This is a genomic window from Halolamina salina, assembly GCF_054653455.1.
In genome coordinates this window covers 542,123-566,138 of the sequence record NZ_BAAIGE010000002.1, presented here as the reverse complement: position 1 = coordinate 566,138, position 24,016 = coordinate 542,123, and the positions used below count along the sequence as shown (strand labels likewise).

General features: G+C 69.7%; 25 protein-coding genes. 11 read left to right on the top strand and 14 right to left on the bottom strand.

Translation table 11 applies throughout. From position 1 onward, the window contains the following. Positions 1 to 94: 94 nt before the first annotated feature. From ACYQZ5_RS03525 to ACYQZ5_RS03500, 6 genes are all read left to right on the top strand, one after another. Entirely contained in the window at positions 95 to 1,786 is a 1,692-nt protein-coding gene (locus ACYQZ5_RS03525; protein ID WP_459845183.1) for a bacterio-opsin activator domain-containing protein, read from the top strand. Positions 1,787 to 1,875: 89 nt separating this feature from the next. Beyond that, complete coding sequence (gene acs, locus ACYQZ5_RS03520; protein WP_379731792.1) at positions 1,876 to 3,870, top strand: acetate--CoA ligase; 1,995 nt, start codon at positions 1,876 to 1,878, stop codon at positions 3,868 to 3,870. A 52-nt stretch (positions 3,871 to 3,922) separates the two neighbouring features. Continuing rightward, positions 3,923 to 4,402: a DUF4212 domain-containing protein gene (locus tag ACYQZ5_RS03515; RefSeq protein ID WP_379731793.1), complete on the top strand. Its 480-nt coding sequence runs from the start codon at positions 3,923 to 3,925 to the stop codon at positions 4,400 to 4,402. Between the two features lie 11 nt (positions 4,403 to 4,413). Further along, on the top strand, positions 4,414 to 6,054 hold the full coding sequence (locus ACYQZ5_RS03510; protein WP_379731795.1) for a VC_2705 family sodium/solute symporter: 1,641 nt from the start codon (positions 4,414 to 4,416) through the stop codon (positions 6,052 to 6,054). 3 nt (positions 6,055 to 6,057) lie between these two features. Beyond that, positions 6,058 to 6,519 carry a universal stress protein gene (locus tag ACYQZ5_RS03505; protein WP_459845179.1) on the top strand — a complete coding sequence of 154 codons (462 nt, stop codon included), beginning with the start codon at positions 6,058 to 6,060 and terminating at the stop codon, positions 6,517 to 6,519. A 90-nt stretch (positions 6,520 to 6,609) separates the two neighbouring features. Beyond that, positions 6,610 to 7,011 (top strand): DUF7969 family protein, encoded by a 402-nt coding sequence (locus ACYQZ5_RS03500; RefSeq protein WP_379732604.1) that lies wholly within the window; start codon positions 6,610 to 6,612, stop codon positions 7,009 to 7,011. Positions 7,012 to 7,025: 14 nt separating this feature from the next. Here the strand turns inward: ACYQZ5_RS03500 and ACYQZ5_RS03495 are convergent, their stop codons facing one another. From ACYQZ5_RS03495 to ACYQZ5_RS03485, 3 genes are read right to left on the bottom strand one after another with little or no spacing between them, the layout of a single operon-like run. After that, a complete protein-coding gene (locus ACYQZ5_RS03495) occupies positions 7,026 to 7,223 on the bottom strand; it encodes a hypothetical protein (protein ID WP_379732605.1) in 198 nt (65 codons plus the stop codon). A gap of 30 nt (positions 7,224 to 7,253) precedes the next feature. Beyond that, complete coding sequence (locus ACYQZ5_RS03490) at positions 7,254 to 8,711, bottom strand: RtcB family protein (RefSeq protein WP_459845177.1); 1,458 nt, start codon at positions 8,709 to 8,711, stop codon at positions 7,254 to 7,256. A gap of 39 nt (positions 8,712 to 8,750) precedes the next feature. Beyond that, positions 8,751 to 9,869 (bottom strand): DoxX family protein, encoded by a 1,119-nt coding sequence (locus ACYQZ5_RS03485; RefSeq protein ID WP_459845175.1) that lies wholly within the window; start codon positions 9,867 to 9,869, stop codon positions 8,751 to 8,753. 72 nt (positions 9,870 to 9,941) lie between these two features. On the opposite strand from ACYQZ5_RS03485, the gene ACYQZ5_RS03480 reads away from it, so the two are divergent. Next, positions 9,942 to 10,142: a hypothetical protein gene (locus tag ACYQZ5_RS03480; protein WP_379733203.1), complete on the top strand. Its 201-nt coding sequence runs from the start codon at positions 9,942 to 9,944 to the stop codon at positions 10,140 to 10,142. A 90-nt stretch (positions 10,143 to 10,232) separates the two neighbouring features. Here ACYQZ5_RS03480 and ACYQZ5_RS03475 read toward each other — a convergent pair whose 3' ends face one another. Together ACYQZ5_RS03475 and ACYQZ5_RS03470 are read right to left on the bottom strand one after the other, a co-directional pair. Beyond that, complete coding sequence (locus ACYQZ5_RS03475) at positions 10,233 to 10,658, bottom strand: archease (RefSeq protein WP_459845172.1); 426 nt, start codon at positions 10,656 to 10,658, stop codon at positions 10,233 to 10,235. Beyond that, a complete protein-coding gene (locus ACYQZ5_RS03470) occupies positions 10,658 to 11,947 on the bottom strand; it encodes a DUF502 domain-containing protein (RefSeq protein WP_459845169.1) in 1,290 nt (429 codons plus the stop codon). The genes ACYQZ5_RS03475 and ACYQZ5_RS03470 overlap by 1 nt, the downstream gene beginning before the upstream one ends. A 117-nt stretch (positions 11,948 to 12,064) precedes the next feature. On the opposite strand from ACYQZ5_RS03470, the gene ACYQZ5_RS03465 reads away from it, so the two are divergent. After that, positions 12,065 to 12,424 carry a hypothetical protein gene (locus ACYQZ5_RS03465; protein ID WP_379818198.1) on the top strand — a complete coding sequence of 120 codons (360 nt, stop codon included), beginning with the start codon at positions 12,065 to 12,067 and terminating at the stop codon, positions 12,422 to 12,424. A gap of 118 nt (positions 12,425 to 12,542) precedes the next feature. Here the strand turns inward: ACYQZ5_RS03465 and ACYQZ5_RS03460 are convergent, their stop codons facing one another. The 5 genes from ACYQZ5_RS03460 to ACYQZ5_RS03440 form a co-directional block, all read right to left on the bottom strand. Next, positions 12,543 to 12,773 carry a hypothetical protein gene (locus tag ACYQZ5_RS03460; RefSeq protein ID WP_379731612.1) on the bottom strand — a complete coding sequence of 77 codons (231 nt, stop codon included), beginning with the start codon at positions 12,771 to 12,773 and terminating at the stop codon, positions 12,543 to 12,545. Between the two features lie 133 nt (positions 12,774 to 12,906). Then, complete coding sequence (locus ACYQZ5_RS03455) at positions 12,907 to 13,593, bottom strand: nitroreductase family protein (RefSeq protein ID WP_379731613.1); 687 nt, start codon at positions 13,591 to 13,593, stop codon at positions 12,907 to 12,909. A gap of 103 nt (positions 13,594 to 13,696) precedes the next feature. Then, positions 13,697 to 14,137 (bottom strand): universal stress protein, encoded by a 441-nt coding sequence (locus ACYQZ5_RS03450; protein WP_379731614.1) that lies wholly within the window; start codon positions 14,135 to 14,137, stop codon positions 13,697 to 13,699. Between the two features lie 141 nt (positions 14,138 to 14,278). Beyond that, positions 14,279 to 15,358, bottom strand: coding sequence for an ATP-binding protein (locus ACYQZ5_RS03445; protein WP_379731615.1), 1,080 nt, complete (start codon positions 15,356 to 15,358; stop codon positions 14,279 to 14,281). Between the two features lie 296 nt (positions 15,359 to 15,654). Then, positions 15,655 to 17,493 (bottom strand): ATP-binding protein, encoded by a 1,839-nt coding sequence (locus ACYQZ5_RS03440; protein ID WP_379731617.1) that lies wholly within the window; start codon positions 17,491 to 17,493, stop codon positions 15,655 to 15,657. Between the two features lie 102 nt (positions 17,494 to 17,595). Between ACYQZ5_RS03440 and ACYQZ5_RS03435 the strand changes: the two genes are divergently transcribed. Then, positions 17,596 to 17,925, top strand: coding sequence for a DUF7113 family protein (locus ACYQZ5_RS03435; protein WP_379731618.1), 330 nt, complete (start codon positions 17,596 to 17,598; stop codon positions 17,923 to 17,925). A gap of 482 nt (positions 17,926 to 18,407) precedes the next feature. Here ACYQZ5_RS03435 and ACYQZ5_RS03430 read toward each other — a convergent pair whose 3' ends face one another. After that, a complete protein-coding gene (locus ACYQZ5_RS03430) occupies positions 18,408 to 19,670 on the bottom strand; it encodes a DNA double-strand break repair nuclease NurA (protein WP_379732562.1) in 1,263 nt (420 codons plus the stop codon). An 82-nt stretch (positions 19,671 to 19,752) separates the two neighbouring features. On the opposite strand from ACYQZ5_RS03430, the gene ACYQZ5_RS03425 reads away from it, so the two are divergent. Next, complete coding sequence (locus ACYQZ5_RS03425) at positions 19,753 to 19,959, top strand: DUF8024 family protein (RefSeq protein ID WP_379818202.1); 207 nt, start codon at positions 19,753 to 19,755, stop codon at positions 19,957 to 19,959. A gap of 7 nt (positions 19,960 to 19,966) precedes the next feature. Here ACYQZ5_RS03425 and ACYQZ5_RS03420 read toward each other — a convergent pair whose 3' ends face one another. Both ACYQZ5_RS03420 and ACYQZ5_RS03415 read right to left on the bottom strand, forming a co-directional pair. Further along, on the bottom strand, positions 19,967 to 20,971 hold the full coding sequence (locus ACYQZ5_RS03420) for a 5,10-methylenetetrahydromethanopterin reductase (protein ID WP_379818203.1): 1,005 nt from the start codon (positions 20,969 to 20,971) through the stop codon (positions 19,967 to 19,969). Beyond that, positions 20,968 to 21,726 (bottom strand): coenzyme F420-0:L-glutamate ligase, encoded by a 759-nt coding sequence (locus ACYQZ5_RS03415; RefSeq protein ID WP_379731862.1) that lies wholly within the window; start codon positions 21,724 to 21,726, stop codon positions 20,968 to 20,970. Before ACYQZ5_RS03415 ends, ACYQZ5_RS03420 begins: the two co-directional genes overlap by 4 nt. Positions 21,727 to 21,839: 113 nt before the next feature. Here ACYQZ5_RS03415 and ACYQZ5_RS03410 point away from each other — a divergent pair, with 113 nt between their 5' ends. Beyond that, the gene (locus tag ACYQZ5_RS03410; protein WP_379731863.1) at positions 21,840 to 22,706 is read left to right on the top strand and encodes an alkaline phosphatase family protein; all 867 of its coding nucleotides are present in this window, start codon (positions 21,840 to 21,842) and stop codon (positions 22,704 to 22,706) included. A 132-nt stretch (positions 22,707 to 22,838) separates the two neighbouring features. On the opposite strand, the gene ACYQZ5_RS03405 is transcribed toward ACYQZ5_RS03410, so the two are convergent. Further along, positions 22,839 to 24,011, bottom strand: coding sequence for an HD domain-containing protein (locus tag ACYQZ5_RS03405; protein ID WP_379731864.1), 1,173 nt, complete (start codon positions 24,009 to 24,011; stop codon positions 22,839 to 22,841). Positions 24,012 to 24,016 lie beyond the last annotated feature (5 nt).

Sequence of the window (24,016 nt, the reverse complement as noted above, 5' to 3'; positions counted from 1 at the left end):
TATCAGGCCTTTTCGAGCGTCAAATCGACCGATACCGAACGTACGCGGAGAACGAGCGGTGCACTTATTTCGCTTCGCGTGACAGACCGAATCAGTGTCACTGACCCCCGCGGCGTACGATCGGCTCCGGCGCGCGACCCGGACCCACCGCGAGGAGCTCGTGGTCCGGCTGGCCGGCGAGGCGGGACTTCGGCCGGTCGAGCAGGCGCGTCTCCGGCCCGGTGACGTGTTCGAACACGACGGCACCCGGCTGGCGGCGGTCCACGACGAGTCGACGGCCGCCGCGCGCGAGGCGGGGGAGTCGCCGGAGCCGGCCCGGGAGACGGTGCTGCCCGACGGCGTCGCCCACGACCTGCGGCAGTACGCGGCGAGCAACGGGATCGACGACGACGAGCCGCTGTTCTCGGTGTCGCCCCGTCGACTGGCGATGCTGGTGCGCGAGGTTTCCGACCGCGTCGACGGCGTCGACGCCACCGCCCCGGACCTGCGCGAGTACTTCGCCGCGGACCTCCTCGACGACGGCGTCCCCCCCACCGTCGTCGCGGCCGCCGGCGGCTGGGACCGGCTCGATAGCCTCGCGCCGCTCCTGCCCGAAACCGACCGCGACGCGCTGGTCCGGGCCGTCACGGACCGCGAGCAGAAGTCCGGCGCGTCGGGGCTGGCCCGCCGCACGCTCGCCGCCGCGCGAGGGCTGCCCGAAGCGCTCCACGACGCCGGGGACCGCGAAACCGTCGCGGCGACCGTCTGTAACCGCCTGGCCGACGTCGAGGGGGTTCGGTTCGCGTGGCTCGCGGAACGAACCGGCGAGACCGTCGCGCTCCGTCACGTCGCTGGCGTGCTCGAACGGACCGTCCGCGACCACCTCGACGAGAACCGCGACGCGATGGAGGCGGTCGCCGCCGCGGGCACCGCCCGCCAGCTTCCCGGCCCGGACGGGCCGATCGTCGTCGCCCACGCCCCGGGGGGCGACGCCGGCGGCGCGCTGCTGGCCGTCGGGGCGAGCCAGCCGGTCGACGACGCGGCGACGGACGCGGTCGCAGCCGTCGCCGGGCAGACCGCCCACGCGCTCGCGGCCGTGCGGCGCAAGCGGCTGGTGCTCTCGGACTCGGCGGTCGAACTCGACTTCCGGTGTCCGGTCGAGGCGTCGGCCCTCGCCGACATCTCGGCGGCGCTTTCCTGCCGGATCGAGCTCTCCGGGCTGGTCCCCGTCGGCGGCGACTCGCTGCTGTTCTACGCGGCCGTCGAGGGGGCGGACGCGGAGTCGGTGCTGACGCGGGCGGCGGAGACCGAGGCGGTCGACGACGCCCGGCTGCTGGAGGAGTACGGCGACGGCGCGGCGATCGAACTGGTGTTGACCGCCACGCCCGTCCTCCCGCTCGTCGAACACGGGGGGCGGGTCAAGTCGCTCTCGGCGGCCGACGGCGTGACCACGCTCACGGCGGAGCTGCCCGGCGACGGCGACGTGCGTTCGACCGTCGACGCCGTGACCGACGCGTACCCGTCGGTGCGGCTGGCCGCGAAACGGCAGGTCGATCGGCCGGTCGAGACCGACGCCGGGTTCCGCGAGCGGCTCGGCGACCGCCTCTCCGAGCGCCAGACGACCGTCCTCCGGGCGGCCTACCATGCGGGCTACTTCGAGTGGCCGCGGGACACGACCGCCGAGGAGCTGGCCGACTCCGTCGGCGTCTCGGCGCCGACGCTGCACAACCACCTCCGAAACGCCGAGGGGAAGCTCCTCACCGCGTTCTTCGAGGACGCTCCCGCGGGGGAGAACGGGGACCGCTGAGCCTCGATCGGCGGGCGAAAACCGGGCGCAGTTTGGATAATTAGCGCCCCCGTTTATGTGATGGGAAGGTGGATCGTCGGCGATAGATCATGGGTGATCAAGACGCGGAACTGGAAGCGCGGCTCGAAGCGCAGGACGTGTTCGAGCCGCCGGAATCGTTCGTCGAGCAGGCAAACGTCGCGGACCCCGACATCTACGCGGAGTTCGCGGAGAACTGGCCGGAGTGCTGGGCGACCGCGGCCGACATGCTCGACTGGGAGACCGAGTACGACACCGTACTCGACGACTCGAACCCGCCGTTCTACGAGTGGTTCACGGGCGGCGAACTCAACGCCTCGGCGAACTGCATCGACCGACACCTCGACGAGCGGGGCGACGAGGCCGCGATCGAGTGGGTCGGCGAGCCGACCGCAGAGGAGAACCGCACCTACACCTACGCGGAGCTTCACCGCGAGGTGAACGAGTTCGCGGCCGCGCTGCGGGAGATGGGCGTCGGCGAGGACGACGTGGTGACGATGTACATGCCGATGATCCCGGAACTGCCGATCGCGATGCTCGCCTGTGCTCGCATCGGCGCGCCGCATTCGGTCGTCTTCGCGGGCTTCTCCGCCGACGCGCTCGCGACGCGCATGAACGCCGCCGACTCGGAGTATCTCGTCACCGCCGACGGCTACTACCGCCGCGGCGACCCGCTCGACCACCTCGAAAAAGCCAACGAGGGCCTCAGCGGCGTCGAGCACGAGGTATCGGACACGGTCGTCGTCGGCCGGCTCGCGGCCAACGGCGACGGTCACGGTCACGAACTGGGCGAGTCACAGCACGACTACGACGACCTCGTCGCCGCCCACGAGGGGGCCGAGGTCGAACCGGTCGACCGTGACGCCGAGGACATGCTGTTCCTGATGTACACCTCGGGGACCACGGGCGAACCGAAGGGGGTGAAACACACGACGGGCGGCTACCTCTCGTGGGCCGCGTGGACCTCCCACGCCGTCCTCGACGTGAAGCCGGAGGACACGTACTTCTGTTCGGCCGACATCGGCTGGATCACTGGGCATTCGTACATCGTCTACGGCCCGCTCGCACTGGGGACGACGACGATGATGTACGAGGGGACGCCGGATCACCCCGAGCGCGACCGGCTCTGGGAGATCGTCGAGGAGTACGAAGCCACCCAACTCTACACCGCACCGACGGCGATCCGGGCGTTCATGAAGTGGGGATCGGAGTTCCCCGACAGTCACGACCTCTCCAGCCTCCGCCTTCTCGGGACCGTGGGCGAACCGATCAACCCCCGCGCTTGGAAGTGGTACTACAAGCACATCGGCGACGAGTCCTGCCCGATCGTCGACACCTGGTGGCAGACCGAGACGGGCGGCATGATGGTCACCACACTGCCGGGCGTCAAGGAGATGAAGCCCGGCTCCGCCGGCCCCGCGCTGCCGGGCATCGACGCCGAAATCCTCGACACGACGGGCGATCCGGTCGAGCCGGGCCGAGCGGGCTACCTCACGATCCAGAAGCCCTGGCCCGGGATGCTCCGGACGCTGTACCAGAACGACGAGCGGTACATCGACGAGTACTGGCGGGAGTACTCCGACACCGACTCCGACGACCCCGAGGACTGGGTGTACTTCCCGGAGGACGGGGCGAAGATCGACGAGGACGGCTATATTACGGTTCTGGGGCGCGTCGACGACGTGCTCAACGTCTCGGGCCACCGGCTCGGGACGATGGAGATCGAGAGCGCGATCGTCGGCGTCGAGGGCGTCGCCGAGGCCGCCGTCGTCGGCGGCGATCACGACGTGAAAGGGGAAGCCGTCTACGCCTACGTCATCACCGAGGACGGTCACGCCGGCGACGAGGCGCTCCGGCAGGCCATCATCGAGGGCGTCGAGGACGCGATCGGCCCGATCGCCCGCCCCGAACAGGTGATCTTCACGCCCGAACTCCCCAAGACCCGCTCGGGCAAGATCATGCGCCGCCTCCTCGAAGACATCGCCAACGGCGCCGAACTCGGCGACACCTCGACGTTGCGCAACCCCGAGATCGTCGAGGAGATCCGCACCAGCGTACAGGACTGACGACCGTGTTCCGACTTCGACAGACGACCGACCACCACACACGCCACGACACATGACACAGAATACCTCACACGAACCGGACGACGACCTCGCCGCCGACGGCGGCCGATCGTCGCCGCCGTCCGCCAAGACCGACGGCGGCGTCGCCGAGCGCGAGGCCGACGTGGACTACCTCGACACCGAGATCAACATCCTGAAGCCCGGGACGCCGTTCATGCGCGACCACCTGAAGCAGGTGTGGGCCGGCTTCGTCGCGTGGACGATCCTCACGTGGGGACCGGTGACCGCGACGTTCCTCGCGCCGGAGCTGATGACTCAGGAGATCCCGATCCTCCAGTTCCCGGCCCACTACTTCACCGTCGCGTTCGTCGCACCCACCAGTTCGCTCGTCCTCGCGTACATCTACACCCGACGGCGCGACCGGCTGGACGAGAAGTACGGCATCGATCACACCACGCCGGCCGGGAGCGAGACGGACACCTCGCCGCCCGAGGAGGGCGCCGCCGTCTCCGACGGGGGTGAGGCGGAGTGAACCTCGCCGCCGTGAACGCGGCCGTGCTGCAGTCGAACGAACTGCTGCCGGAGGCGCTGGACATCTCGTTCAAGCCGATCCCCGCGGTGCTGGTGATCGCGATGCTCGCGCTGTTCCTCGTCGTCGGCTACCTGTTCAAGGTCGCCGACACCGAGGGGATGTGGGTCGCGGGCCGCTCGATCGGCAACGTCGAGAACGGGATGGCGATCGGCGCCAACTGGATGTCCGCCGCCTCGTTCCTCGGGCTCGCGGGGCTGGTCGCCCTCTCGGGGTTCTACGGGCTGGCCTTTATCATCGGCTGGACGGCCGGCTACTTCGTCCTCCTGATCTTCCTCGCCGCCCAGATGCGGCGGTTCGGGAAGTACACCGCGCCCGACTTCGTCGGCGACCGCTTCAACTCCGACACCGCCCGCGCGCTGGGCGCGCTGACGACGATCCTGATCGGCTTCGTCTACTCGGTCGGACAGGCCCGCGGGATGGGGCTGGTCGGCCTGTACGTGTTCGGCACCGACTACGCGACGATGGTGCTGATCATGATGGCGATCACCGTCGCCTACCTCACCCTCTCGGGGATGATGGGGGCGACGAAGAACATGGCCGTCCAGTACGTGATCCTCATCGTCGCGTTCCTCGCGGCGGTGTACGTCGTCGGCTTCACCGGCGGCTACTCCACGGTCCTCCCGCAGATCGAGTACGGGGCGCTGATCAACGACCTCAACAGCGAGTTCTCCGAGCCGTTCGCGAACTCCTCGTTCTTCCTGTGGGTCGCGACGGCGTTCTCGCTGGTGTTCGGGACGTGCGGCTTGCCCCACGTGCTCGTTCGGTTCTACACCGTCGAGAACGAGAAGGTCGCCCGTCAGTCGACGGTGTGGGGGCTGTTCTTCATCATGATCCTCTACTGGGGCGCGCCCGCGCTGGCGGCCTTCGGCGTCGACCTCTACGACGCCTCCCAGTACGGCCCGACGTACGCCGCAGAGGGCGGGATGAGCGGCGGCGAGGGCGACCTGATCGTCGTGCTGGCCGCCCAGCTATCGAACCTCCCGACGTGGTTCGTCGGCCTCGTCGCCGCCGGCGGGATCGCCGCCGCGATCGCGACGACCGCGGGGCTGTTCATCACGGCCTCCTCGGCGGTTTCTCACGACATCTACACCAACATCATCAACCCCGACGCGACCCAGCGCGAGCAGGTGCTCGTCGGCCGGGCGACGATCGTCGTCCTCGGCGCGATCGTCAGCGTCACCGCGCTCGACCCGCCCGCGCTGGTGGGCGAGCTGGTCGCGCTGGCGTTCTCGCTCGCGGCGATCGTGCTGTTCCCGATGTTCTTCCTCGGCCTCTGGTGGGAGAACACCAACCGACAGGGCGCGCTCGCGGGGATGATCGTCGGCCTCACCATCTGGGTCGCCGCCGTGGTGAACGACCTTATCGTGCCGTTCAGCGACCTGTACGGCCAGGTGTTCCCGGCGATCGGGGCCGCGCTCGTCGGCACGCCGATCGTGTTCGCGATCACCATCGCCGTCTCCAAGGTCACCGAGGAGCCGCCCGAGGAGACCAAGCGGATGGTCCGCCAGTGTCACAGCCCCGAACCGATGTCCCGACAGGAGAGCGCCGAAGACGTCGCGACCGACGGGGGCGAGACCCCCGCGGACGACTGACCCATGTACGACGACATCCTCGTTCCGACCGACGGCAGCGACACCGCCGAGGCCGCCGTGGACCGCGCGGTCGACCTCGCCGCGAAGTACGACGCCACCGTCCACGCGCTGTACGTCATCGACGTGGACGCGGTGAACTACTCGCTGGGCACCGAGCAGGTCGACCGCATCCGGCAGGGCCACCTCGACGACATGCCCGAGGTGAAGCAGGCCGCCGACGAGGCGACGGGCTACGTCGCCGACGCGGCCGCGGCCGCGGGCGTGCCTGCCGAGGAGCACGTCCGCGCCGGCCAGCCCGCGCTGGCGATCCGTGACGCGATCGACGAACTCGGCGCCGACCTCGTCGTGATGGGGAGCCACGGCCGCTCGGGCATCTCGCGGGCGCTGCTGGGCAGCGTCGCCGAGAAGGTGCTCCGGAAGACGAAGATCCCCGTGCTCGTCGTCGACGCGCGGGGGGAGGAGTGATCCACAGACGGCGAATCCACGAACGGCGCTGATCCGCGCCGACCCCACCGCCGCCGAAACCCACGTATCGTTCGGGCGCCTACGGCGCCCATGGCCTACCCCGTCACCTACTACTGCCCGCGCTGTGGCGCCGTCCACGAGCTGGAGCGCGAGGGGTATCTCGCCGACAAAACCGTCACGCCCTACCCGCTGGAGGGGTGGAGCTACGTCGATCCCGACGAGCCGTTCGAGGACGAGGAGGGCGTCGACGGGGTCCGGTTCGTCTGCGGCGCGGACGAGGAACTGCTCCTGACGGGCGAGGAACTCCCCGACGCCGCGGAGGCGCCCGATTCAGGCTGCGGGGAGCCGTTCTACCTCTCCTTCGTCCGGTTCGAGGAAGGCGAGGAAATTCAGCCCGAGCGCGGCGACGACCGCGTCACCATCGGCGTCGGCCCGCAGCGACCGCGCGGGCCGGACAGCCCCGGCGGCCCGAGCGGTCCCCACGGCGACTGAACGCGGATCGGCGGTCAGTTCTCCCGCAGTAGCTCGTACACCGTCGGGTGGCTGAGGAGGTTCGCCGCCGTGAGCGCGAACAGCACCACGCCCGCGACGACGACCACCTGCGTGTACGGGTCCGGCGGGATCAGCAGCGTCGACACCGGGACGGCCACGGCGAGGATGGCGAGCGCGATGCCGACGAACCGACCGCGCCGGGTTTCGAGCATACGCCCCGTACGCTCGCTCCCGCCTAAAGCTCAGCCCTTGATGTTGCAGACCGGGAACGTCCGCGCCACCTTGTCGCCGATGTCCAGTTCGTCGCTGACGCGGACCACCTCGTCGACGTCCTTGTACACGCCGGGGGCCTCCTCGGCAATGGTGGCGCCGGAGTTGGCCTTCACGTAGATGTGCTCCTGCTCGGCGAGGTCGTCCTGCACGTCGCCGCCCCAGAACTCTCCCTTGGCCTGCGTCCGGGACATCAGCCGCCCGGCGCCGTGGGCGGTCGAGCCGAACGTCTCCGCGAGCGAGCGGTCGCCGCCCTTCAGCACGTAGCTGCCGGCGCCCATGGAGCCGGGGATGATCACGGGCTGGCCCACGTCGCGGTACGCCGGCGGCACCTCCTCGCGGCCCGGCGGGAACGCCCGAGTCGCGCCCTTGCGGTGGACGAACAGGTCGCGCTCCTCGCCGTCGACCTCGTGAGTCTCGCGCTTGGCGATGTTGTGGGCCACGTCGTACAGTAGCTCCACGTCCGCCGTCTCGACGGCGTCGAACACGTCGGCGAGCGTCTCCCGCGTTCGGTGGGTGATGAGCTGGCGGTTCACCCACGCGAAGTTGACCGCGGCGCACATCGCGCCGTAGTACTCCTCGGCCAGTTCGGAGCCGGCGGGTGCCGCCGCGAGGTCCTTGTCCGGCAACTGCTCCAGCAGGTCGCCGTGTTCCTGCTCGATCCGGCGCACGTAGTTCGAGCAGATCTGGTGGCCCAGCCCGCGGCTGCCGCAGTGGATCAGCACGACGATCTGGCCCTCGGAAAGCCCGTAGGCGTCGGCGACGGCGTCGTCGAACGTGTCGGTCACGCGCTGGACTTCGAGGAAGTGGTTGCCCGAGCCGAGACTCCCCATCTGGTTCATCCCGCGGTCCTTGGCCTTCTTCGAGACGTACTCGGGCTTCGCGTCCGGCCGGCGCCCCCCGTCCTCGCAGTGGTCGAGGTCGGCCTCGGTCGCGTACCCCTGCTCGACGGCCCACTCGACGCCGCGTTCGAGCGCCCCCTCGACCGCGTCGCGGCTCCCCTCGATCACGCCGCCGCCGCCGAGCCCGGAGGGGACCGCGTCGAACAGCGCCTCGACCAACTCCTCCTCGCGGCCGCGCACGTCGTCGTACCTGAGCGGCGTGCGGAGCATCCGGACGCCGCAGTTGATGTCGAACCCCACCGCACCGGGCGAGATGCAGCCGTCCTCGGCGTCGATGGCGCCGACGCCGCCGACCGGGAAGCCGTACCCCTGGTGGGCGTCGGGCATCGCGAGGGCGTACTTCGTCATCCCGGGCAGCGCCGCGGCGTTTTTCAGCTGCTTGAGGCTGTCGTCGTCGCCGATGTCCTCGAGCAGCGCCTCGCTCGCCAGCACGCGGCCGGGGACCTCCATCTCGCCCTCCCGCGGGATCTCCCAGACGTGCTCCCGGACGCGTTCGAGCGTCACGTCGCCGAACTCTCTCGTGGTCATGCTCGGGCGTCGGGGCCGGAGGAGAAAGACCGTTGCGTGTCAGTCAGCGGTCGGCGCCGGCTCGTCCTCGCGCTGCTGGACGTCGGTGTCGTCGTCGAACCGCTCGGCCAGCCAGCGGTCGACCGAGTAGGCGCCGCCGCCGGTGATCACCAGCATCGACACCAGCCCGAACAGCGAGACGTGGGCCATCACGGGGTCGTCCGGCAGGCCGAACAGCGTGGTCGTGAACATCAGGATCGCGACCCCGCAGCCGGCGCGGGTGAACAGCCCCAGCGCGAGTGCGATCCCCAGCGCCGCCTCCGTCAGCGCGGCACCGACGACCCACAGCTCCGGCGAGACGGGGACGACCTCGGTGAGGTTGTACTTCGCGACGACGCTCAGCGCCTGCCCCGGCATGAGCAGCTTCTGGACGACGCCGAGGTAGACGAACGAGAACCCCAGTCCGACGCGGACGATCACCGGGACCAGCTCGTCGCGATCGGCGAGCCGCTCGCCGACCGGCGCGAGCGTCTCCCGCACCGGGTCGATCCGCTGGTACACCGTCCCCCCGACGGCCGACAGCCGCGAGAAGACGTGGTCCGCGCTCGGGCGCCCGCCGCCGAGCAGCAGGATCGCCAGCAGCCCCGGGACGAACTCGAACGCCAGCAGCAACGCCGGGCTAAGTGCCAATCCCACGAGATAGCCGAGCAGTCCGACCGCGGCCGTGAGCCGCGTCGCGAAGCCGAACACGAGCAGGAAGCCGACGCCGATGCCGAACAGCCGGACCAGCGCGCCCGGAACGCCGAGGAAGTCGGCGGTGGCCGCGGGCGAGAACAGGTAGCCGGTGAAGCCGGCGCCGACCATCGGCAGGCCGATCGCGAGGCGGGCCAGCCACGGCAGCAGATCGTCGTAGCTCCGGAGCGTCTGCCGGAGCACGGCGAGGTCAAGCCGGAACGGGCGGAACCGGAGCCAGCCCGCGCCCGTGACGACGGCGCCGGCGCCGCCGCCGAGGAGCAGCGCCAACGCGAGCGGGTCCGCCACGACGGCGGCGAGCAGTTCGACGGCGCGTTCCCCACCGTCGCCCGGCGTGACGTACCGGACGTGTGCCAGCGCCCGGCCCGGAACGACGGCGAACAGCACGGCGAGTGCGGCCGCCGCGGAAGCGGTGTAGCGCGTCATACCCCAAACTGTGTCCGAAGGGGCAAAGGCGTTCGCCCGGGGTTCTACGTGGAAGGGTACTGAAGGGGCGGTATGGCCACCAGACGCTGTCCGGACTGTGGCGTCACGCTCGAGGAGATGACGATGCGGACCTCCGACGGCTTCGAACTCCACCTCGTCACCGACGAGCCGAAGAAGGGAATCCTCGGGAGCCTCGGCGCGAAGGAGAAGGTGAAGCCGACGGCGTACGCCTGTCCGGAGTGCGGACTCGTCCGGCAGTACGTCGAGGAGTGAGTCGGAAGTCGGGGCTGACTACACACAGCCGCGCCAGCACGCTCCTCGCGAGCGACCGAACGTCGCTCGCCGGTCGCGAGCCGCGGCTGGTTACACGTCGAAGACGACGTACGCCTCCCACGTCCCGTCGACGCGTTCGAGTCGCATCTCGGAGTACGTCACCGCCTTCACGTCCCGGGCGGTCACCGCCGAGAGCGGGACGCCCCGGTAGCTGGCGTCGACGGTCCACGGCTCGCCGTCGGCCACCTCGGCCTCGTTGTCGACGGGCAGCACCGACCGAACGTCGCGCTCGTAGATGAGCTGGTCCAGATAGTCGTACAGCGCCGCCTCGCGGCTCTCCGCGGTGAGCCGGAGTTCGGCACGCTCCCCGCCGTCGGGGGCGTCCGCCGGCGGCCACTCCTCGCACATCGCCGCCGCCAGCCCGTCGGCGACGGCGGCGAACGTCGGTCCGAGCGCTGCGCCGCTGGCCGCGACTGCCACGTCGGCGGTGTGCTCGCGGAGTTCGAACGCCGCCATCAGCTCCGACCCCCCCGGTCCTCGTTCGACTCGCGTTCCGGCTCCCCCTCGGTGGAGTCGCGCTGTTCGTCCGCGCGGTCGGCCGCCTCCGCCGGCCGCTGTTCGGTCGACTCGCTCTCGGCGGCGTCCCGGCCGGCCGCCTCCGCCGGAGGCTCGTCGGTCTCCGTGCGCTGCTCGGCGTTGCGGTCGGCCGCTTCCGCCGGCCGCCGTTCGGTCGACTCGCGCTCGGCGGCGTCCCGGCCGGCCATCTCCGCGGGGGGCCGTTCGGTCGCGGCGGTCTCGCTGGCGTAGCGCCCCGACTGCTCCGCCGGGGTGACGTTCGCGTCGTCGGTGTCGACGCCGTGGGCTCGCTCCGCGGCCGTGTCGGCGTCGGCCGCGGGACCCTCCGCCTCGGGGCGTTCGCGGCGCGCGATGTCGTCGGGCGTCGTCGCCTGCGCGGGCTCGACCGACTCGTCGTACGTGTCCGATCGGTCGGTGTTGACCGGCTCCGAGCGGCGGATCGTCGGCGACGCCGCCTCCGGCTCGAACCGCTGGTCGGCGTACTCGACGCCCGCCAGATCGCGGAGTCGCTCCTCGGAGACGCCCCCGCTCGTGACGTCGCTCCCGGCGACGGCGACGCCGCTGGTGACGATGGCGCGGATCCCCTCCTCGACGGTCATGTCCACGTCCATCACGCGGTCGGCGGGCATGTGGACCAGATGGCCGCCCATCACGGGGTTGGGCGCCAGCGGGAGAAACAGCGTGAGCATCTCGGCGTGGCCCGCCGGGTCCGACAGCGCGGCGGGCGTCTCGGTGGTGACGAACCCCAGCGTGTACGCGCCCTCGTGGGGGAACTCCACCAGCTTCACCTCCCGGAAGCTCTGGGTGTCGGACTCGAGCATCACGTTGCTCATCTGCCTGAAGGAGTCGTAGACGCCGCCGACCGCGGGGATCTGCGAGATGAAGTAGTCGAAGTAGTCCACCGCGCGCTCGCCCCACTTGGTGGTGTTCGTGAAGATGCCCACCACCATGATCACCGCCAGCAGGATCACCGGCGTGACCAACTGGATCACCAGGACGCTGGCGGGGATGTCGCCGATGAACGGGAGGATCACCTCCTCGTCGGCGGCGACGATCCCCTTTGCGAACCACGAGAGGTAGTTGTAGACGTACTGGAACGCGACCGCCAGCACGATGACCGTGACCAGCACCGGCACGACGACCGCAAGCCCCGTGACGAACGCCTCTCGGAGCGTCTCGCGGGTCGACTTCCTGACGCGCTGGTCCATCCGCAGGTCCGACTCGTCCATTCGTTCCGATCAACGCAGTGACTCCCGCTAAAGCCTTCGGCCTCCCCGGAGTCGCGGCGTCGCCGGCCGGCCACGACGCCCACCACGCTTTCCCCGACGCCGCGCGTTGGTCGGGGTATGGCTCCCATCGACGGACTGCTCGTGGGGATCGTCAGCCTGCTCGTCGGCGCGCTCGCGATCCACGTCGGCGCGAGGCTGGTCGTCGGCGACGACCCGGCGTTCGGCGACGCCGTCCTCGCCGCCGCCGTGGGCGCACTGGTGTACGCGCTGTTCGGCTTCGTCGGCGGGATCCCGGTGGTCGGCCCGGCGCTGCTGCTCCTGCTGTGGATCGGCGTCGTGAACTGGCGCTACCCCGGCGGCTGGCTCGGCGCCGCGGGGATCGGCTTCGCGGCGTGGCTGGCGGCGATCGTGCTGCTGTGGATCCTCTCGCGGGTCAATCTCGTCGAGATCGGCGCGCTGGGCATCCCGGGCGTCTGAGGGCGAGCGTTGGTTCCGGTTCCCTCCGCCGAACGGGGTACGTACCGTCGGATACTGATCCCGACGCTGGTGGTCGGCGGGGCGGGGACGGCATAAACCGGGGGCGGCCCCGCCGCTCTCAGGCGATCACGTCGACGACGAGCAGCAGGCCGACGACGACCGTGAGGCTCCCGACGACGAAGCCGACCAGCCGGGCACTGTCGTCCATCTCGATCTCCGATGGCTGCTGAGTCGTCCCGGCGGACTTGAGCCAGCGGTTGAGCCAGTCGATCGCCGGGTGATCGATCGCGAGGAGGGCGCCGCCGACGGCGAGGAACACGCCGAATAGGACCTGTTCGACTGCGACCATGGCGGGTAGCTGTCGGCGGGGAGGATAGTTCTGTTCGTTGTCGTCGTGTGTCGTGGGTCGGTCTACACGATCGCGGCAACAGGCTCCGAGCGATCAACAAACCGTCGATCGCCGGTCACAAGCCGCGATCGGCTTACTGCGTCGCGAAGCTCTCGGTCACGACCTCGTCCTCGAGTTCGGCCTCCGTCGGCTCGAACTCCTCGCGGTGGACGATGTCGTCGACGGGGCGGCGGAACTTCCGGGGCGTGTTCGTGTCGGCGGCGTTGGGCGCGGCGTGGCCCATCGTCACCAGCATCACCGGCTCGTACTGCTCGTCGACGTCGAACTCCTCGTGGAGCGCGTCGGGGTCGAAGCCGCCGACGGGACAGGTCGACAGCCCCTCGGCGCGGGCGGCGTGCATCAGCGTCATCGCCGCCAGCGAGGTGCTCTTGGTCGCCCAGACGCGGTTGGTCTCCTCGTCGCGGTCGGCCATCCCCTCGATCGTCTCGAGCAGGCCCTCCTTGGCCTCCTCGTTCGGGAGGTACCCCTTCCGGAGCTGGTCCTCGGCGACCGCCTCGCCGTGGGCGCTGGGGTCGGTGTTGCCCAGCACCGCGACGGCGACGGGGGCGTCGGCGACGTGCTCCTGCCCGTAGGCGACCTCCTGCAGGCGCTCGCGGTTCTCCTGCTCGGTCAGGACGAGGAACTCCCACGGCTGGAGGTTGTAGCTGGAGGGGCTGTAGCGGACGCGCTCAAAGACAGCCTCGATCGTCTCCTCGGCGACCGGCTCGTCGCTGTACTCGTGGACGCTGCGGCGGGTCAGGACGGCGTCGTCGAACTCCATACCGGAGACGGACGGTTCGCGGTTTAATGCCTGTCGAGTCGGGCGTAATTAGGTCACGGTCGGGTCAGCGGGTGGCGTCGGTGTCACCCTCCTGTCGGCCGACTCACCGGACGACCGTGACGGGGATCGGCGACTCGCGGACCACCTTCTCGGCGACGCTGCCCAGCAGCATTCGCGAGACGCCGGTCCGGCCGTGGCTCCCGACGACGAGGTGATCGTACGCCGGGGCGTCCACGTCGTCGCTGTCGCCGCCGGCGACGTCGACGATCGTCTGTGGCGGCCGCCCCACCGCGATCTCGGTCCGGAACTCGACATCGTACTCGGCGGCGGCCTCGTCGAACAGTTCTTCGGCGTCCGCCTTGGCCTGCTCGAACCACTCCTCGGCGCCGCTGGGGATGCCGACGCCGGCGCTGTAACCGGCCTCGACGGGGTTGATCACGTACAGGAGCGTGATGTCGGCGCCGCCCCACTCGTCGATCGCGAACTCGAGCGCTTCCTCGGCCTGTGGCGTCCCGTCGTACGCGACGAGTAACCGTTTCGTCATGGCACAGGGTTCGGCCGGCGAGGTAAAAAGCCCGGTTGCCGAGCCGCGTTCAGTGGCCGGTGTGGCTCGCGCCGGCGATACCGACCCCGAGACGCCGCTGGAAGCCGGTCGCGGACGAAACCGCCCCGCGTCACTCGGCGGTCACGACGGCTCGGCGTTCGCGTGCGGAAGTGACACGACGAACACCGAGCCGCGAGGGTCGTTGTCTTCGATCCGGAGCTCGCCGTCGTACCCTTCGACTAACGTCCGGACGAGCGAGAGCCCGCCACCTCTCCCCTCCCGTGGGGAGAGCACGCGCTCTTTCTGCTCGTCCGAGAGGCCGGGACCGTTGTCCGCGACCCTCAGCTCGACCGTCTCGCCGCTCGCGTCGACGTCGACGTGGACCCGTGGGTCGTCGGCGTCGTTGTGTTCGACCGCGTTCTCGAGCACGTTGTCGACGACCGACCGCAGCCCCTTGTTCGCGACGACGGTGGCCTCATCCGGGATGTCCGTCGTGACCGCGATGCTGTAGGTGTTCTCGACCCCCTTCGCGATCTCGGAGGTGATCGCCGCGAGATCGATCGGAGCCAGGTCGGCTTCGCCTCGCAGCGTCTCCGCGATCACGCCCGTCGTGTCGATACGGGCGAGCGCCTCGTCCGCTTTTTCGGCGATGACCGACGAGCTGTCGGTGCCCGGTTCGGCGTCGCCGGCGTCGTCGCTGCTCTCCGCCAACTGGGCGTGCCCTCGGATCACGTTGAGATCGTTCCGGAGGTCGTGGCGGATGAGGCTGTTGACGAACCGGAGCGCTTCGCTCACGGTGCGTGCGCGGCGGGCCTCGCTCCGTGCACGTCCGACGTAGTAGCCCGCGATCACACCCGCGATCCCCCCCGACTCCGCCGCGATCAGGAGGGGGAATATGGCTTCACCGATGACGCGCCCCTCGAACGCCCGGATGAGGAGGGAAAGCCCCATGATGGCCACGAAGATCGCGGCACCGGTCAGGCACCACAGGAACACCCGCCAGCGGTCCTGCGGGAGGAGGTCGGTGCCAGAGAGCCAGTACCCGGCGTACACGACCACGAGCGCGAGAGTGCCGTCCAACAGCCCCGCCACGACGGGACCGACCAGCCCGCCGAGCGCGACGATCTCGGTCGCGTGGTGAACGACGGCGATCAGAAACAGCACCGCCCCGAAGCCCATGATGAGACGTGGCGATCTCGTCCCGAGGCGGTGGGAGTCCATGAGAAGATACGCTTCAGGAACGGTATTTACAGTTTTGGAAGCCTGCGACTACCCAGACACGCGGTCCCACATCGTCACGGCACGGCGAGGGGTGGCGCTCACTCGCCGTGTCTGGTGACACATCGCCACGGCGTTGGTTCGGCGCTCGCGACAGGTCACACAGTCACGGCAACACGCTCCGGGCGTCGATCCGGCGATCGACGCTGGTCACGAGCCGTGACTGACTTACTCGCCGTGTCTGGTGACACATCGCCACGGCGTTGGTTCGGCGCTCGCGACACGAGGTCGCTTCGCGCTCACTCGCCGTGACGAGTGACACACTCGCTCAGCCCGATCAGCTCCACCGGCTCGGAGTTGTCCGGCGAGTACACCACCATCTGTCCCTTCTCCATGTACGGCACCTTCTGGGCCAACTCCGTCGGGATGTTCACCGACGAGATCGCGTCCTCGTCGCCGAGGTTCAGCACGACCTTCGTGTTCACCTGCTTGAACACCGGCTCCGCGATATCCTGCGGGTCCTGCGTGATCAGGAACAGTCCGAGTCGCTCCTTCCGGCCCTGTTTGGCGGCCTCCGTGAACTTCTGGACGACCTTCCGGGCCTGTACGGTGTCGGCGTCCGAGAGGAAGTTGTGCGCCTCGTCCATCCCCAGCACCAGCGGCGTCTCCTTGATGCGCTGGCTCTGCGGGGAGTTCGAGAGCTTGTCGTCGACCAGCAGCGAGGAGACCGCGAGCACGAACATCTCCTTCGCCCGCGATGTCGAGAGGTGGTACGTCGGCACGACTGTCAGCCCGCCCGGCCGGACGAGTTCGTGATCGAGTTCGGTGATCGGCCGGGCGTCCTGATCGAAGATCCCGGAGGGAATCCCGCGAACGCGGCGCTTCACGGCGTCGAACGTGGCCTCGTGGACGCGGCCGGACTCGTCGAGTTCCTCCTTGAGGCCGGGGTCGTCGAGGAACCGCTTGAACTCCTCGTAGGTGCCCTCCTGCCCGTAGTCGCTGAAGAAGCGATTGAGGAGGGTGAGCAGCGCGGGGTACTGATTGTCGTTCAACCCGCCGCCGGCGACCAGCCACGGCATGTCGTACTCGTCGACGACCGAGAACGGGATGGTGAACCGCACCTGCTCGGCGCGGTGGTTCTCGCCGCCATAGCTCACGCCGTCCTCGACGGGCACGAGTGCGATCGTGTCGTCGTGGCCGCCGTGGGCGATCCCCTCGCGGTCGAGGTTCCGAGCGAACGCGTCGCTCATTCCGGGGTTGTCGTCGTGCATCTGGGCGTACTCGTCCTGCGGGTCGAACTGCACGACCGCGGGCGAGACCTCCCGACCGTCGTCCATGGGGTACGTTCGGTCCTCGTCGAGGTACTGCCGGAGGACGTTCTTCGAGGCGTGGGTCTTCCCCGATCCCGTGCCGCCAGCGACGAGCGTGTGCCGGAACACGAGCGGGTCGCCGTCGGCGTAGTCGTCCTTCACGCGGTAGTCCACCGTCGGCGGCTCCGCGGCCGTGCGGACCTTCTCGCCGCCCACGGAGAGGTGGCCGAGGAACACGCCGTCGCCCGGAATCTTCAGGCCGGTCTTGATCTGCTCCTCGTCGGAGGCCTCGCGGGCGAGCGCGCCGGGCTTGGGCACGCGGTCGGTCATCCGGCGCTTGAGTTCGTCGCCCTCCTCGTAGATCACGGCGACGGGTTCCAGTTCGGCCATGAACTTGTAGTCCCGTTCCTCGAACTCCTCGCGGCGCATCTGCCGGCGTGCGTGGATCTCGGTGGCGTCGTCGGACTGGAACTCCTGTGCGTACTCCAGCGCGGCGATCGAGCAGAACAGCACCTCGTCGTCGGGGTAGGGGACGAGCAGGTAGCTCCCCAGCCGGACGGAGTCGCGGTTCCCGGTGGTGATGAACGCCCGCAGCGTCGTCTCGTCGCCGTCCTGCGAGACGCGGAGTCCCTGCGAAACGGAGACGGTGCCCAGCCCCTCGTCGGCGCCCGCCGGCTCGGCGCCGTAGCGCTCGAACTCGGCCGCGTCGTCGCTCTCCCGGCCCGGATCGTCCCCCGCGGCCGCATCGCCGCCGTCGGTCGCCCCCGACTGCTCGGCGTCGTCGTCGACGTAGTCGGTGAAGTCGCCCAGATCGCCCGAATCGCTCATGTCCCGGAGGTGGGCGGCTCCCGCCATACGCCTTTCCCTGTCCCGGGGTGCAGGACTCGCCCCGGGCAGCACCCCTAAAAGCGCCGGGCGAGTAGCTTCGGTATGATTCACGTCCACGGCCGCGGCGGGGGGACCGCCCTCACCGGCACGCTGTTCGAGCGCGGCGAGGACCCGCCGACGTACAAGGGTGCCCCCGACGAGGACGCCGCCTACGTCTGGGTGTGCGACGCGTTCTACCAAGTCGAGAGCGGCGGCTCGGCCATCGAGGTCGACGGCGAGGAGATCCGTGTGGCGTTCGAGTCGCCGATGCCCCGGGGGTTCGACACCCGCGAGCAGGCGCTTTCGGCGGCGCGGGAGCACATCCGCACGCAGTTCGCCCGGATCGGCGTGGAGGACGTGGAGATCGAGGTGGAGAAGGAAACGCCGGCGTAGGTGGAGTCGTCGTTTTTCCCGGAGTGTTCGACATCGTCGATCGAGAACGATACCTGCGAACGATTTTGTGGTACTTGGGTGGCGAATCAACAACAGCAGCCGCGAACGTGACTCCGGAGCGAGCATGACCACTTGTGACCGCACCGCCCCACACAGCCCACGAGCCTCCCCAGCCGACTCGCTCCCGTTGGTCGCTCGTCCCTCGCGCTGACACGCGGCACGAGGCCGCGTGCGCTTCGCGCCACCGTGGCCGCGGTGCGGTAGCGGTGGACGCCGCGGGCCGGCAACGGTCGCCGGCCCGCGGGGGAGGGGTGGGGACTCGGTGCTGTGCCGGACCCCGTGTCCGGCACACTGCGGTCGCAAGTGGTCAAGCATCGAGGTGCTGTTGCGGTTGCCGTCGCTGTTCCAGTTGCCAACGATAGAGCCGCTGTCGCCGTCGCTACTCCAGTTACCAACAACCAAAACCCGACCGAAAACCGGGACTACTCCTCCTCGCCCCAGCGCAGCCCGTCGTACGTCGACCGCGACTCGCTGCCGAACGTCTCCTCGAACTTCCGGCGGATCGCCGCCTTCTCGCCGGCGCCGATCTTCGCGAGCTCGTCCGCCTTGTCGATCGCCTCCGGCGGCCCGCGCTCGGTCGCGACCTCGCTCAGTAGCTGGGTCGTCAGCGCCTCGCGAGTCTCCGGATCCCGCGTGACGGCGTAGGGGGCCTCGATCTTGTACGTCACGTCGGTCCGGGGGTCGTAGAGGTAGCAGAACGTCACCTCGTAGCACTCCGGCTCCAGTCGGCGCTCGATTCCCATCGCGTCGCCGTCGACGGACATCGGCTCGTCCGAGGAGCCGCGGGAGCGGAACCACGAGGTGAAGGTGAGATCGGACTCCTCGCGGGCGGCGGCGGGGTCGTCGCTCGTCTCGTCGATCCCCTCGTCGCGCTGCTCCAGCAGCCGGGTGAACAGCGCGGCGTCATCGGTCCACGGCGTCGGCACGCGGTCGTCGAGCGTCCGGACGATGAACCGGGAGGTGGGGTTCTTCACGAACCCCGCGATCGGAATCCCGCGCTCGACGAACTGCTCGACCAGCCGGACGTAGTTCTCGACGATCGCCTGCGGCGCCGCCTCCTTCGTCGCCTCCGCCAGCGCGGGGTCGCGGGACTCCCAGTTGAACAGCCGCTTGGGGTAGAGCGGCCCGTCGAGCAGCAGTAGCTCCTCCACCGCGTCGGCGTGTTCGAGCGCGTGGGAGGACTCCGCGAGGTACAGCGCGAGCTCGTGAGTCACCTCGTCGGCGAACTCGCTCACCGCCGGGACTTGGAGCACCTTCCGTCGACTGTAGCTCTCGTCGTACTTGCGCCACTCCTCGCCGTACTCCCGGGTGGCGTCGCTGGCGTGGACCGTCGCGACCATCGAGCGCGAGCGGTGGAGGTCGAGATCGGTCGGCGACGAGGCCATCGCCGCCTGCGCCACGTCGAGCAGGAGGCCGTTCTTGAACCCGGTGGGGTTGAGCGTCCCCGCGTCGAGCCCGTGGGTTGTCTCGAATGGCCGGTCCGCGAGCGCCACGTCGTCGATGGCGGCAGCCCGGAGCGCCGGCTCGTCGAGCGGTTCGACCACGACTCGGCCGTCCTCGCGCAGCGGGTCGAGCAGCCCCCACGCCCGGGCGGCGTGGTCGTCGTGGTCGGAGTCGTCGACGGTGCCCGCGATGGAGGCCGCGATCCGGGCAATTGTGTCGACGTGGATAGGGTCGAGCGTCACTGGCTGTCGGTGGGGCGCGAGGTGGGAAAACTCCCTCGCCTCTCTCGGAAGAGCGAAGTGACCCCCGATACAACGTCGACCTATGGCTACGCTGCAGGAGTTCGTGACCCGGATCGTCACCGACCTGCCCGAGATGGGCCGGCTGTTCGAGGGCGTCGTGACGCAGGACCCGCTGTCGGCCGTCTCCGCCGCCGTGGGCGCGCTGTTCGTGATCGCCGCCAGCGGCGCGCTGGGCTACCTCGCGTTCGGCGGCCTGCTCGACCTGCTGGGCGCGAGTTCGACGCGGTAATCGTCGGTCAGTCCCGCTTCTCCGCCCGTTCGAGCGCCTTACTCGCCAGTTCGACCGCCGCGTCGAGATCCGGCCCCAGCGGCGACCCACACACCACCCCGTCGGCGTGCTCTAACACCGCCGCCAGTCGATCGGCCACCTCCTCGACGGTACCCGCGGCGGCGAAGGCGTCGATCATCGCGGGTGAGACCCGATCGAACGCCTCGACGAACGCCCCCTCGCTGATCTTCTCGCCCACCGCCGCGGCGCGCTCGGGATCGATGTCGTGCCGTGCGAGCACCGGCTCGGGCGCGCCGGCGGCGATGAACGCCACGGGCGGCCGTGCGGCCTCGCGGGCCGCCTCGCGGTCGGCCGCGACGCTCACGCTGGCGTACGCGAGGAAGTCGAACTCGCCGCGGTGGTCCGGGCGCTCCCCCAGCCCCTCCGCGACGCGGTCGGCTGCCCACGAGAGGTCCCGCGGGTGGGAGCCGTTGAACAGCAGTCCCTCGGCGTGTTTCGCGGCCATCCGGCACATGTGCGGTCCCTCGCCGCCGACGTAGACGGGGATTTCGCCGGACGGCTCGTAGTTCAGGCCGGCGTCGTCGGCGACGAACGTCCCCTCGTGGTCGATGCGCTCGCCGTTCCAGAGCCGCTTTGCGACCTTGAACGCCTCCAGCACCGAGCGCAGACCGCGGTCGTCGCCGTCGACGCCGAGGTTCCGCAGCGTCGAGGGATCGCCCGGGCCGATCCCGAACACGCCGCGGCCGCCCGAGTGCTCGTCGAGGGTGGCCATCCGGGACGCGAGCGCGACGGGGTGGCTCTCGTGAGGGTTGGCGACGCCCGGGCCGAGCCGGATCGAGTCGGTCCGCTCGGCGATCGCCGTGAGCGACTGAAACGGGTCGCGGTTGTTGTAGTGCGAGGAGACGAACGCGGCGTCGAACCCCGCCGCCTCGGCCGACGCGCCGAGATCCGCGAGTCGGGAGATCGGGTGTTCGGGCGTGAGCTCGATCCCGCGGCGGATCGGCTTGCTCATGGCTCGTACTCCCAGTCCCGCAGCGCTTGGCGGACGAAATCCCTGCGCATCTCGCGGAACATGTTGTCGCTGCCGTCGTGATCGCCGAAGTCCCAGTCTCGGACGACGACGACGGGGTTCCCGCCGTCGCCCTCGCCGGAGACGAGGTTGGCCGCGCCGGCGAGTTCGTCGACGACGCTCTGGACGGTCACCTGTAGTTCGTGGCCGTCGCGGTCGGTCTCGCCGCGCCAGTCTCGCGAGGCGGGCATCCCCGCCCAGCCGATCGCGACGGCGCGCTGGCCGTGTCGGAACGACCGGCCGGAGGTGTCGGTGACGATCACGGGCGGCGATTCGGGGAGGTTCTCGTGGATGCGCTCGGCCGACTGGCTCGGGCGCTCGGGCAACAGAAGCAGGTCGTGATCCGGGACGTTCGAGCGGTCGATGCCCGCGTTGACGCTGACGTGGCCGAACGGCGCCTCGGTGAGGATGAACGGCTCCTCCATCACCACGTCGGTGCTGTTCTCGAGCACGGCCTGCGCGAACCGCGGGTCCTTCTCGTCACCGGAGATCTCCTCTAAGTTCCGGGCGATTTCTTTGGCCCGCGGGCCGGCGGGGAACTCCTCGAGGTCGGCAGTGCGGCCCTCGGCCTTCGAGACGACGGTCGAGGCGACACAGACCACGTCGTCGGGGCGGAGGTCGACCCGTTCGGCGATCATCGCGGCCAGATCGTCGCCCGCCCGTATCTCCGGGAGGTCGGGGACGGCGAACAGCTCCATACCCGCCACTCCGGGCCGGCACACAAAAGTCGTGCCGAAGGGGCGAGCGACACGTTGGAGGGGCATCAAAACAACAGGAATACGTAGAACGACTGAGAACCCCCCCGTAATTGATGCGGGATCAGGATTTCCTCGAGTCCGAATGGGACTACTGCCTGGTGCTCGACGCGTGCCGCTACGACGTGTTCAGCGAGATCTACGACGAGTATCTGGACGGGCGACTGGAGAAGCGACGCAGCGCCGGATCCTCGACGCCGGAGTGGGCGTACCGCAACTTCACGGGCCACCACGACATCGCCTACTTCTCCGGGAATCCGTTCATCAACGACCTCGGGATCCCGCTGAACGAGCTGAAGTGGGGGGCGAGCTGCGACTACGAGTGGACCGCCTCCGACCACATCTCCGAGGTGTTCGACGTGTGGAAGACCGGCTGGGACGACGATCTAGGCACGGTCCCACCCGAGGGAATCACCGAGGCGTTCCGGAACAACCGCGACGCCGTCGACGCCGCCGAACGCACGGTCCTGCACTACATGCAGCCCCACGCGCCCTACCTCTCCCGCGGGAAGGGCCAGAAGCTCAAGCAGATCCAGAAGGGGATCCGCAAACAGGAGGAGGCCGAGAACGGCGACGCCGAGGCCGACGGCGGCACGCTCGCGTCGATGAGCGACCGGCTCCGGACCAACGTCGAGAGCGTGCTCGACGGCAGCGAACTGGCCCAGAAGGCCGGACTCTGGCTCGAACTCGATCCCGCGGACGTGATGAAAAACGGCACGCAGGAGGCCGCGCTCGGGCTGTACGAGGAGAACCTCCGGATCGTACTCGAGGACATCGCCGAGTTCGTCGACGAACTCGACGGCGACGTTGTGGTGACGGCCGACCACGGCGAGGCGTTCGGCGAGGAGGGCGTCTGGGAGCACCACATCGAGACCCACATCCCGCCGCTGATCGAGGTGCCGTGGTTAGAGTTGGACAAATAGCGAACGACTGATACAGATCCGGAGCGAACGTCCCGCCGGGCGGCAGTGACGAGGGTTACCCCCACCGAGCCCCGTGTGACGATGGATTCTCCCGAGCCGCCCGTTCTACCCGTCGAGCGGCGCCGATAGCGGTCAGCGTCGCACTCGGTCAGGTAGCCCCAGAACGTCCACCGCAGCCGAAGCCACTTCCTCCCGCTCCTGCTCGGGCGCGTACACGCCCAGCCGCCAGCCGTCGCGCTGTGCCTGTCGGATCGCGGTGACCAGCCCCGAGGCCTCCTCCAGTCGCTGAACCACGCCGTCGACGACGACCCGGGCGTTCGACTCCTTCATCGACGGCCGACGGGGCACGTCGACGATTACCTCGGACTCGTCGACGCCCGCGCGCTCCGCGATGTCCCGTTCGGCGGCACGCTCGTCCTCGTGTTCGAGTTCGAGGAGGTGTGCGGGCGTGTCGGAGAGGTCTGCCCACACCGTCCGCTTGTAGAGGTCCCGGCGCTCGATCCGGTCGCCGAGGTCGGGGACGTGCTCGCCCAGCGCGACCAGCAGGTCGTGGTCGGCCATCCGTGCGAACTCCTCGATTCCCACGTCGTTCTCGCCGTCGAGCAGGCGATCGGCGGCGCGTTCGAGCATCGAGCCCGCGATCCGGGAGACGTGGTGGCGGTAGACGATCCCGTTCATCAGCCCGCGGGCGAGCAGCAGCGACTCCGCGGTCCGGACGTTCCCCTCCGCGAGCACCAGTTCGCCGTCGCGGTAGCGCAGCGACCGCACCAGCCGCCCGTGGTCGATCGAGCCGTAGGGGACGCCGGTGTGGTGGGCGTCCCGAACGAGGTAGTCCATCCGGTCCACGTCCAGTTCCCCCGAAACGAGCTGGCCGAGTTCGCCCTCGCCGCGGACCAGCGCGGCCACGCGGGACGGCGAGAGGTCGTGTTGCCGGAGCACGTCGGCGATCCCGGTGTCCTCGATCACGTCGCCGATCTCGTCGTGGTGGCGGCCCGCGCGGCGCATGATCACCTCCTCGGTCTGGTGACCGTAGGGACCGTGGCCGACGTCGTGCAGCAGCGCCGCGGCGCGGACGTGGTCCGCGCGCTCGCCGTCGACGCGCAGATGCGACAGGGCCTGTTCGGCGAGGTGGTACACCCCGAGCGAGTGCTCGAAGCGCGTGTGGGAGGCCGAGGGGTAGACGAGCCGGATCGTCGAGAGCTGCTTGATGTGCCGGAGCCGCTGGAACGCCGGCGTGTCGAGCAGGTCCGTCGCGACCGGGGAGAGGGTGATCCAGTCGTGGACGGAGTCCTTGATCGCGTTCATACCGG

Excerpts from the sequence above, each read along its gene's own strand:
- acs (WP_379731792.1), top strand. The coding sequence starts at position 1,876 with ATGGGTGATCAAGACGCGGAACTGGAAGCGCGGCTCGAAGCGCAGGAC.
- ACYQZ5_RS03515 (WP_379731793.1), top strand. The coding sequence starts at position 3,923 with ATGACACAGAATACCTCACACGAACCGGACGACGACCTCGCCGCCGAC.
- ACYQZ5_RS03505 (WP_459845179.1), top strand. The coding sequence starts at position 6,058 with ATGTACGACGACATCCTCGTTCCGACCGACGGCAGCGACACCGCCGAG.
- ACYQZ5_RS03500 (WP_379732604.1), top strand. The coding sequence starts at position 6,610 with ATGGCCTACCCCGTCACCTACTACTGCCCGCGCTGTGGCGCCGTCCAC.
- ACYQZ5_RS03495 (WP_379732605.1), bottom strand. The coding sequence starts at position 7,223 with ATGCTCGAAACCCGGCGCGGTCGGTTCGTCGGCATCGCGCTCGCCATC.
- ACYQZ5_RS03490 (WP_459845177.1), bottom strand. The coding sequence starts at position 8,711 with ATGACCACGAGAGAGTTCGGCGACGTGACGCTCGAACGCGTCCGGGAG.
- ACYQZ5_RS03485 (WP_459845175.1), bottom strand. The coding sequence starts at position 9,869 with ATGACGCGCTACACCGCTTCCGCGGCGGCCGCACTCGCCGTGCTGTTC.
- ACYQZ5_RS03480 (WP_379733203.1), top strand. The coding sequence starts at position 9,942 with ATGGCCACCAGACGCTGTCCGGACTGTGGCGTCACGCTCGAGGAGATG.
- ACYQZ5_RS03475 (WP_459845172.1), bottom strand. The coding sequence starts at position 10,658 with ATGGCGGCGTTCGAACTCCGCGAGCACACCGCCGACGTGGCAGTCGCG.
- ACYQZ5_RS03470 (WP_459845169.1), bottom strand. The coding sequence starts at position 11,947 with ATGGACGAGTCGGACCTGCGGATGGACCAGCGCGTCAGGAAGTCGACC.
- ACYQZ5_RS03465 (WP_379818198.1), top strand. The coding sequence starts at position 12,065 with ATGGCTCCCATCGACGGACTGCTCGTGGGGATCGTCAGCCTGCTCGTC.
- ACYQZ5_RS03460 (WP_379731612.1), bottom strand. The coding sequence starts at position 12,773 with ATGGTCGCAGTCGAACAGGTCCTATTCGGCGTGTTCCTCGCCGTCGGC.
- ACYQZ5_RS03455 (WP_379731613.1), bottom strand. The coding sequence starts at position 13,593 with ATGGAGTTCGACGACGCCGTCCTGACCCGCCGCAGCGTCCACGAGTAC.
- ACYQZ5_RS03450 (WP_379731614.1), bottom strand. The coding sequence starts at position 14,137 with ATGACGAAACGGTTACTCGTCGCGTACGACGGGACGCCACAGGCCGAG.
- ACYQZ5_RS03445 (WP_379731615.1), bottom strand. The coding sequence starts at position 15,358 with ATGGACTCCCACCGCCTCGGGACGAGATCGCCACGTCTCATCATGGGC.
- ACYQZ5_RS03440 (WP_379731617.1), bottom strand. The coding sequence starts at position 17,493 with ATGAGCGATTCGGGCGATCTGGGCGACTTCACCGACTACGTCGACGAC.
- ACYQZ5_RS03435 (WP_379731618.1), top strand. The coding sequence starts at position 17,596 with ATGATTCACGTCCACGGCCGCGGCGGGGGGACCGCCCTCACCGGCACG.
- ACYQZ5_RS03425 (WP_379818202.1), top strand. The coding sequence starts at position 19,753 with ATGGCTACGCTGCAGGAGTTCGTGACCCGGATCGTCACCGACCTGCCC.
- ACYQZ5_RS03420 (WP_379818203.1), bottom strand. The coding sequence starts at position 20,971 with ATGAGCAAGCCGATCCGCCGCGGGATCGAGCTCACGCCCGAACACCCG.
- ACYQZ5_RS03415 (WP_379731862.1), bottom strand. The coding sequence starts at position 21,726 with ATGGAGCTGTTCGCCGTCCCCGACCTCCCGGAGATACGGGCGGGCGAC.
- ACYQZ5_RS03410 (WP_379731863.1), top strand. The coding sequence starts at position 21,840 with ATGCGGGATCAGGATTTCCTCGAGTCCGAATGGGACTACTGCCTGGTG.
- ACYQZ5_RS03405 (WP_379731864.1), bottom strand. The coding sequence starts at position 24,011 with ATGAACGCGATCAAGGACTCCGTCCACGACTGGATCACCCTCTCCCCG.